Annotated in this window: 8 protein-coding genes; all 8 read right to left on the reverse strand. The window is 65.9% G+C overall.

The window, feature by feature from the left end; all coding sequences use genetic code 11:
- Nucleotides 1-3: 3 nt before the first annotated feature.
- The gene (locus V6M37_RS01230; protein ID WP_332670270.1) at nucleotides 4-1,869 is read right to left on the reverse strand and encodes a nitric oxide reductase activation protein NorD; all 1,866 of its coding nucleotides are present in this window, start codon (nucleotides 1,867-1,869) and stop codon (nucleotides 4-6) included.
- Between the two features lie 3 nt (nucleotides 1,870-1,872).
- Nucleotides 1,873-2,943: a 4Fe-4S binding protein gene (locus V6M37_RS01235; RefSeq protein WP_332670272.1), complete on the reverse strand. Its 1,071-nt coding sequence runs from the start codon at nucleotides 2,941-2,943 to the stop codon at nucleotides 1,873-1,875.
- Nucleotides 2,944-2,946: 3 nt separating this feature from the next.
- Nucleotides 2,947-3,351 (reverse strand): hypothetical protein, encoded by a 405-nt coding sequence (locus tag V6M37_RS01240; protein ID WP_332670274.1) that lies wholly within the window; start codon nucleotides 3,349-3,351, stop codon nucleotides 2,947-2,949.
- A 46-nt stretch (nucleotides 3,352-3,397) separates the two neighbouring features.
- Nucleotides 3,398-4,198 carry a CbbQ/NirQ/NorQ/GpvN family protein gene (locus V6M37_RS01245; protein WP_332670276.1) on the reverse strand — a complete coding sequence of 267 codons (801 nt, stop codon included), beginning with the start codon at nucleotides 4,196-4,198 and terminating at the stop codon, nucleotides 3,398-3,400.
- Nucleotides 4,195-4,497: a cytochrome C oxidase subunit IV family protein gene (locus V6M37_RS01250; protein ID WP_332670278.1), complete on the reverse strand. Its 303-nt coding sequence runs from the start codon at nucleotides 4,495-4,497 to the stop codon at nucleotides 4,195-4,197. Before V6M37_RS01250 ends, V6M37_RS01245 begins: the two co-directional genes overlap by 4 nt.
- Nucleotides 4,498-4,508: 11 nt before the next feature.
- A complete protein-coding gene (locus tag V6M37_RS01255; protein ID WP_332670280.1) occupies nucleotides 4,509-5,105 on the reverse strand; it encodes a cytochrome c oxidase subunit 3 family protein in 597 nt (198 codons plus the stop codon).
- Nucleotides 5,106-5,282: 177 nt separating this feature from the next.
- The gene (locus tag V6M37_RS01260) at nucleotides 5,283-6,665 is read right to left on the reverse strand and encodes a cbb3-type cytochrome c oxidase subunit I (protein ID WP_332670282.1); all 1,383 of its coding nucleotides are present in this window, start codon (nucleotides 6,663-6,665) and stop codon (nucleotides 5,283-5,285) included.
- A 37-nt stretch (nucleotides 6,666-6,702) separates the two neighbouring features.
- Nucleotides 6,703-7,128 (reverse strand): c-type cytochrome, encoded by a 426-nt coding sequence (locus tag V6M37_RS01265; protein ID WP_332670284.1) that lies wholly within the window; start codon nucleotides 7,126-7,128, stop codon nucleotides 6,703-6,705.
- Nucleotides 7,129-7,155 lie beyond the last annotated feature (27 nt).

Here is a 7,155-nt window from a genome sequence, read left to right on the forward strand (position 1 = left end):
GGTTCACCGTGTCAGCTGGGCATAGAAAAGCGGTAGTCGGGCGGGAAGCTCTTCCGGCTTGCGGATCACCGCGTAGCCGGCCGGGCCGAAGAGGTGCGGCAGGTAGCCTGCGCCTTCGCGGTCGATCGTCACGCAGAAGGGCACGAGGCCCTGCTTGCGCGCTTCGCTGACGGCGACGCGGGTGTCCTCGATGCCGTAACGGCCCTCGTACAGATCGAGGTCGTTCGGCTTGCCGTCGGACAGGATCAGCAGGATGCGCCGCGCGGCTTGCTCGGCGGCGAGAAGCTGGCTCGCGCGCCGGACTGCCGCGCCGAGTCGTGTGTAGTAGCCCGGTTTGATCGCGGTGATGCGGCCGCGGATGCGATCGTCGAAGCGATCGCCGAAGTCCTTCAGGCGGTGAAAGCGCACTTGGCTGCGCTTGACCGACGAGAAGCCGGCGAGCGCGAACCGGTCGCCGGTCGCGCCGAGCGCTTCGCCGAACAGCAGCAGCGCGTCGCGGATCACGTCGATGACGCGCGCGTCGCTCGACACCCAGCTGTCGGTCGACAGCGACAGGTCGGCGAGCACCATGCACGCGAGGTCGCGCTCGCGCTTTTCGAGCGAGAGCCACAGCTGGTCGGACGGGTGGCGGCCGACGGCGCGGTCGGTCTGCGCGCGGACGACCGCGTCGACGTCGAGTTCACTGCCGTCCTGCTGCGCCTTGATCCAGCGTCGGCCCGGCTGCAGCGCGGCGAACTGCTGGTGCAACCGGCGGGCGGTGCGGCGCAGCGGCTCGGGCAGCGGGCACGGCGGGGCGTCGCGCGCGGCCATCTCGGCGAGGCGGACGTGATCGTCGAGCAGGATGCCCTTGCGGTAATCCCATTCGGGCAGCGGGATGCCCGGGCCGAGTACGATGTCGTCCTCGGCCGCGGACGGCAAGTCGAGGTCGAAGCGGACTTTCGACGCCACGCGGTCCTTGTCCTGCGTCAGGGACAGGTGGTCGAGGTCTTTCGCCGCGTCGGCCGCGTTCGGGTCGGGGTCGTCGTCGGTCGGGCGGTTGATGCGCAGGAACTCGGCGACCGCGAGCAGGCTTTCGGCGCGGAAGAAGATCAAGAGGCCGTTCTTCTCCTTCGGCATGTCGACCTGCTCGGCGCGGTGGGCGTGGCGCTCCTTTTCGTTGAACGCCGGCGGGCCGCCGTCGGCGGTCTGTTCGGGGTCGGCGTCGGTCGTGCGCCGGAAAGTGCCGGTCGCCGCCAGCGAGCCGGTCAGCCACAGCGAAACCGGCAGCGCGGGCGGCGCGCCTTGCGGCACGGCAGGCAGCGCGAAGACGGTGCCGGGGGCTTCGAGCGCCTGCTGAATCGCGCGCTCGCGTTCGGCTTCGGCCGCGGGTAGCTTTGCGGGACGAGGCCGCGTCGGCAGGTAGGCCGCGACGAGGCGCCGGTAACGCGGTTCGAGGCCGGGCCAAGTGTGGAGCGCGGCGCAGGTCGCGAACTGGTTGCGGCGAAAGTCGTCGTCGGCCTCTTCGACGCCGCAGGCTTCGACGGCGTTGTGCGCGGCGGCGAGCGCGGCGAGCCACAGGTAGAGGTCGCGGTTCAGCGCGCGCTCGGGAAAGGCGTCGATCTCGGGCGGCAGGCGCAGCGTCGATGCGTCCATCCGCGCGCTCGCGGCCCGTTCGCCGGCGCCGGCGATGCGCTTGAGCAGGCCGCGGCGCGCGCCGTGCTCGTCGTCGGTCGCCGCGGCGACGCGCAAGCCGGGGTCGCCGCCGAGCGCCCGGAAGAACACGCCGGCGGTGCGCTCGATCTCCTTCAGTTTCACGACGGCGTCCGGATGGTTGCCCATTGCCGTGCGCGTGACCCAGCGATGCCAGACTTTTCCGACGAGTTCTTCCATTTGCTAGCGCTCCTTGCCGGAACGGAACCCGGCCTCGTTCTGGCGTGCCGCCTCGTTGGCGACCCACTGCAGCAGCGGGCCCTGCGCGTTGTCGCGCTGGCTCTGTTCGCAGGCTTCGACGCACTGCGCGCATTGCGTGCAGGTGAACATCAGCCGCTTGATGTTGCGCGGCGTCAGGCGCATCGGGCACACCGCGTCGCACGCCGACTGCCGGTCGGGCAGGCAGCTCGCGCAGTCGACGGCGCGCTTGCGCTGGAAGCCGACGACCATCGCGTTGCGGTTGCTCATCCATGCGAGGCTCTGGAACAGCCCGACTGCGCATGCGTAGCGGCAGAAGAGATGGCGCGCGAACAGGAATTCCATCGTCAGCGCGCTCGTCGCGGCCGACAGGAAGATCGCCTGGTTGCGCGTGAAATCGCCGCCGAAGAGATTGCCGTAGACCTCGGCGGGCGGCAGCAGGTAGCTCAGGAACACCATCGCCCACAGGAACGCGAAGAACAGCGCGGCGGGAACGACGACGAGCCACCAGCGCGCGTCGGGGCGCCACGGCGTGCCGTCGGCCTTCCACGGCGGCAGCGGCTCCTTGACCCACACGCTGGGCTTGCCCGACGCCTTCTGCATCAGCTTGTTGATCGTCTCGACGACCGAGAAATGTGGGCACAGCCAGCCGCAGTACAGGCGCCCCCATTTCCATGACACCCACAAGAACCCGCCCGCGCCGACGAAGATCGGCACGAAGAGGCGGAACATCACGTTCCAACCGGCTTCGAGCGCGCCGATGCGCCCGGCGATGAAGTCGTCGAGCCCGAGCCGCCATTCCATCCCGAGCAGCCACGCGTGGCCCGCGTCGAGGTCGTAGCGGAAGAGGTCGAACACCGGCGCGAGGATGAACAGCGTGAAGAACGCGACCTGGAACGCGATGCGCTTTTTTTGCGTGCGGTTGTGGCCGAGCGGCTTCGCCGGCGCGATCGGAATGACGCGGCGGGGCGACGCCTTGCGCGCTCGCGGCTCGTCGGCGGGGGCCGACAGCGGCGGGACGGCGGGCGAAAGAGGCTGGAGCTGCGGAGCGTTCATGATTCAGTCGACGAGCTTCGGTCCGATGACCGGAAAGCGGTAGGGGCGGGCGAGCATCGCGCGGTTCAGGCCAATGACGCCGAACAGGATCAGCATCGCGTGGAAGCAGACGAAATAGATTACGCTGACGACCCACGACCACGGATTCATGAAGCCGCCGAGCAGGAGCACGGCGATGGTGACACCGACGAGCAGCATGCCGCCCCACAGGCTCGCCGCGACCGTCTGCCGCAGGTGGTTGCGTACCAGCGCGGGCCCTTCGCGGTGGCGCCACCACAGCACGACGAGCACGACGAAGGCGACGCCCGGAATGATCATCAGGTTGGCGAGAAACAGCGCCTCGGCCGTGACCGCAAGGGTCGGTCCCGGCATGTCCTCCTTCAGCAGATCGGGTTCCGGGGCGGGCATCGCAGGGCCTCCTGCCAGTCGAAGCGGACCGCGAACGAAAGCTTCCTCAGCGCCCGAAGGTCGCCGACACGACTTCCATCAGCGCGTCGGCGACTTCGGGATCGTCGGTCAGGCTCTCGACGATCGCCGCGCGGCACGCGGTGACCGGGTCCATGCCGTCGCGAACGAGAAGCGCCGCATAGACGAGCAGGCGCGTGCTCGCCGCTTCCTCGAGGTCCTGGTCCTTCAGCGTGCGTAGCGCGTGCGCGATCGACACGAGCCGCTTCGCGAGATCCGGCGTGCAGTCCGATTCGCCGATCAGGATCGACTCTTCGCGCGCGTTCGCCGGGAAGTCGAAACGCAGGCTGACGAAGCGCTGGCGCGTCGACGGCTTCATCCCTTTCAGCAGGTTCTGATAGCCCGGGTTGTACGATACGACGAGCATGAACGACGGCGGCGCCGACAGGATTTCGCCGGTGCGGTCGATCGGCAGGATGCGCCGGTCGTCGGCAAGCGGGTGCAGCACGACGGTCGTGTCCTTGCGCGCTTCGACGACTTCGTCGAGATAGCAGATGCCGCCTTCGCGCACCGCGCGCGTGAGCGGGCCGTCGCACCACACCGTCTGGCCGTCGCCGATCAGGTGACGGCCGACGAGGTCGGCGGCCGTGAGGTCGTCGTGGCAGGCCACCGTGTAGAGCGGCAGCTTCAGCTTCGCCGCCATGTGCGCGACGAAGCGCGTCTTGCCGCAGCCAGTCGGCCCCTTGATCAGCAGCGGCAGGCGGTTCTTCCACGCGTGCTCGAAGACGCTGATCTCGTCGCCCGCCGGCTCGTAGAACGGGATTTCCATCGGAAGCGTTTCCATTTTCATGCCGCGAGTCCTTTCCAGTATGCCAGCCCGATCACCGAGCAGACCACGATCATCCAGCCGAGCGTGACCAGCGGCCACAGCAGCGGCGCGCGACGCAGCGCCATGTAGTCGAGGATGATCAGCGCGCCCTTGCCGAAAGCGATCGTGAACAGCAGGCCGACGACCATCGGCCCGGCATCGAGGCGTTCGCCGATGGTCCAGGTCGTCCCGGTCGCGAGGAGCAGGACGATCCAGATAATTGTGGCGCGGCGCGGGCTGCCGTGCGACGAGCCATGTTGTGCAACGGTAGCGTTTTCCATTTCGGTACCTCTCAGCGCATCACGTAGATCAGCGGAAACAGGATCAGCCACACGAGATCGACCATGTGCCAGTAGGCCGCCCCGGTCTCGATGCCGTTCATGTTGTCCGGGCCGTAGCGGCCGGTGCGGGCGCCATTCCACATCGCCGCGATGATCACCATGCCGAGGATCACGTGCATGAAGTGGAAGAACGTCAGCGACAGATAGAACATGTAGAAGGTGCTCGACGACAGGGTCACGCCGGCGCCGATTTTGGCTGCGTATTCGAAGATCTTGACGACGACGAAGCCGGCGCCGCACGCGAACGCGCCGGCGAGCCACGGCGCCGCGGCACGGCTGCGGCCCGATTCGGCGATCTGCACCGCGCGCACGACGAGGAAGCTCGACGTCAGCAGCAGCACCGTGTTGATCGCGCCCGACATGCGATCGAGCGTGAGCTGTTCGGTGTTGAACAGTTCGACGTGGTTCGCGCGGGTGAAGGCGTAGGCGAGGAAGAACACGCCGAATGCGAGCAGTTCGGCGAGGATGAAGAACCAGATCGCGAGGTCGCCCGGGAGGCGGCGTCCGATCGGGCCCGGCAGGGCTGTTACGGCGGCGGGGGCTGTCATCGAATTTTCGTAGCAGGTTTCCATGGAGCCAGTCTACGAACGGCGGCACGCCCTAACCTTGATTCTGGTTAATTGAGGGAGTGCATGTGTAACGACACGGATTCCCGCTTTCACCAATAAAAACGGGGCGGCAAACGCCGCCCCGCAGTCCCTTTCAAATCAGGGTGAAACGCAGGCTCAGGGGGTGATCAGCGGCTTGCTTTCGCCCTTGACGAAGAAGCTCACCACGTAGGTCACCAAGCCGACCGCGAACACCACGCCGGCCCACAGACGCATCCAGTAGAACAGCGTGATCTGGTCCTGCACCTGCATGAAGGGCATCGGCGTGTCGGAGACGCGCTGCAGCCACACTTGCAGGATGCCGGCCGCGGTGAGGAACAGCGTGATGAAGACCATCGAGATCGTCATCAGCCAGAACGCCCACATCTCGCACACCTGGGCACGCTGACCGTTCGCCGCGCGACCGCGCAGCAGCGGCATCGCGTAGCTGATCATCGTCAGCACGACCAGCACGTAGGCGCCGTAGAACGCCATGTGACCGTGCGCGGCGGTGATCTGCGAACCGTGCGTGTAGAAGTTCACCGGGGCGAGGGTGTGCAGGAAGCCCCACACGCCGGCACCAAGGAAGGCCATCACGCCGGTGCCCAGCGCCCACAGCACGGCAGCCTTGTTCGGATGCTCGCGACGGCGGCGGTTCACCATGTTGAACGCGAAGACGGTCATCGCGAAGAACGGGATCGGTTCCAGCGCCGAGAACACCGAACCCCACCACTGCCAGTACCCCGGCGTGCCGATCCAGAAGTAGTGGTGGCCGGTACCGATCAGGCCGGTGACGAGCGCCAGCGTGATGATGACATACAGCCACTTCTCGATCACTTCACGGTCGACGCCGGTGACCTTGATGAGCACAAAGGCGAGCATCGCGGCCATGATCAGTTCCCAGACGCCTTCGACCCACAGGTGCACCACCCACCACCAGTAGAACTTGTCCTTGACCAGGTTGCCCGGGTTGTAGAACGAGAACAGGAAGAAGACCGCGAGACCCCACAGCCCGAGCAGCATGACGATGCTGATCACCGTCTTGCGGCCCTTCAACATCGTCATGCTGATGTTGAACAGGAAGGCCAGCGCGACGATGACGATGCCGATTTTCGTCAGCAGCGGCTGTTCGAGGAACTCCCGTCCCATTGTTGCGAGGATGTTGTTCCCGGTGTATTCGGCGAGCGTGTTGTAGTCGACGAGCAGGTAGCCGAGGATCGTCGCCGCGCCGGCGATCAGGAAGATCCAGAACATGAGCAGCGCGAGCTTCGGGCTGTACAGCTCGGTTTCGGTTTCTTCCGGGATCAGGTAATACGCCGCGCCCATGAAGCCGAACAGCAGCCACACGATCAGCAGGTTGGTGTGGACCATCCGCGCGACGTTGAACGGGATTTCCGGGAACAGGAAGTCCCCGACGATGTACTGCAGGCCCATCGCCAGACCGAACACGATCTGGCCGACGAAAAGACCGATCGCCGCTACGAAATATGGCAGCGCGACCGATTGAGATGTGTATTTCATGGTTCGTTATCCCCTAGAGATTATCGATTCGCTGCGCTCAACCCTCGATGTTGGGAGGCCATTTCTGGGCATTGATCTCGGACGTGTACTTCAGGAAGGCGACGAGGTCGTCGAGTTCCTGGTCCGTCAGGTGGAACTGCGGCATCTGACGTCGTCCCGGAGCACCGGTGGGCTGGGATTTGATCCACGCCTTGATGAAATCCGGACCGCGGCGGGGATAGACGTTGCCGAGTTCCGGTGCGAAATAGGCGCCTTCGCCGAGCAGCGTATGGCATCCGATGCAGTTGCGCGTCTCCCAGATGTGCTTGCCCGCGACGACTTGCGGCGTCAGGTTCGCGCTGTTGTCGGTCTTATGCAGCCCGCTCGTGGTATCGAAAGTCAAGGCCAGCAACAGCAGGAAGAAAAATACCGTCCCGCCGTAGAAGATGTTGCGAGCCATCGCCTTTGTGAAGGTGCCGCTCATGGTTTTCCCCTCATTGTTTTGTCATGC

Origin of the sequence: Aromatoleum sp. (genome assembly GCF_036675785.1) — a bacterium.
GTDB lineage: Bacteria > Pseudomonadota > Gammaproteobacteria > Burkholderiales > Rhodocyclaceae > Aromatoleum.

Excerpts from the sequence above, each read along its gene's own strand:
- V6M37_RS01230 (WP_332670270.1), bottom strand. The coding sequence starts at position 1,869 with ATGGAAGAACTCGTCGGAAAAGTCTGGCATCGCTGGGTCACGCGCACG.
- V6M37_RS01250 (WP_332670278.1), bottom strand. The coding sequence starts at position 4,497 with ATGGAAAACGCTACCGTTGCACAACATGGCTCGTCGCACGGCAGCCCG.
- V6M37_RS01265 (WP_332670284.1), bottom strand. The coding sequence starts at position 7,128 with ATGAGCGGCACCTTCACAAAGGCGATGGCTCGCAACATCTTCTACGGC.
- V6M37_RS01235 (WP_332670272.1), bottom strand. The coding sequence starts at position 2,943 with ATGAACGCTCCGCAGCTCCAGCCTCTTTCGCCCGCCGTCCCGCCGCTG.
- V6M37_RS01245 (WP_332670276.1), bottom strand. The coding sequence starts at position 4,198 with ATGAAAATGGAAACGCTTCCGATGGAAATCCCGTTCTACGAGCCGGCG.
- V6M37_RS01255 (WP_332670280.1), bottom strand. The coding sequence starts at position 5,105 with ATGACAGCCCCCGCCGCCGTAACAGCCCTGCCGGGCCCGATCGGACGC.
- V6M37_RS01240 (WP_332670274.1), bottom strand. The coding sequence starts at position 3,351 with ATGCCCGCCCCGGAACCCGATCTGCTGAAGGAGGACATGCCGGGACCG.
- V6M37_RS01260 (WP_332670282.1), bottom strand. The coding sequence starts at position 6,665 with ATGAAATACACATCTCAATCGGTCGCGCTGCCATATTTCGTAGCGGCG.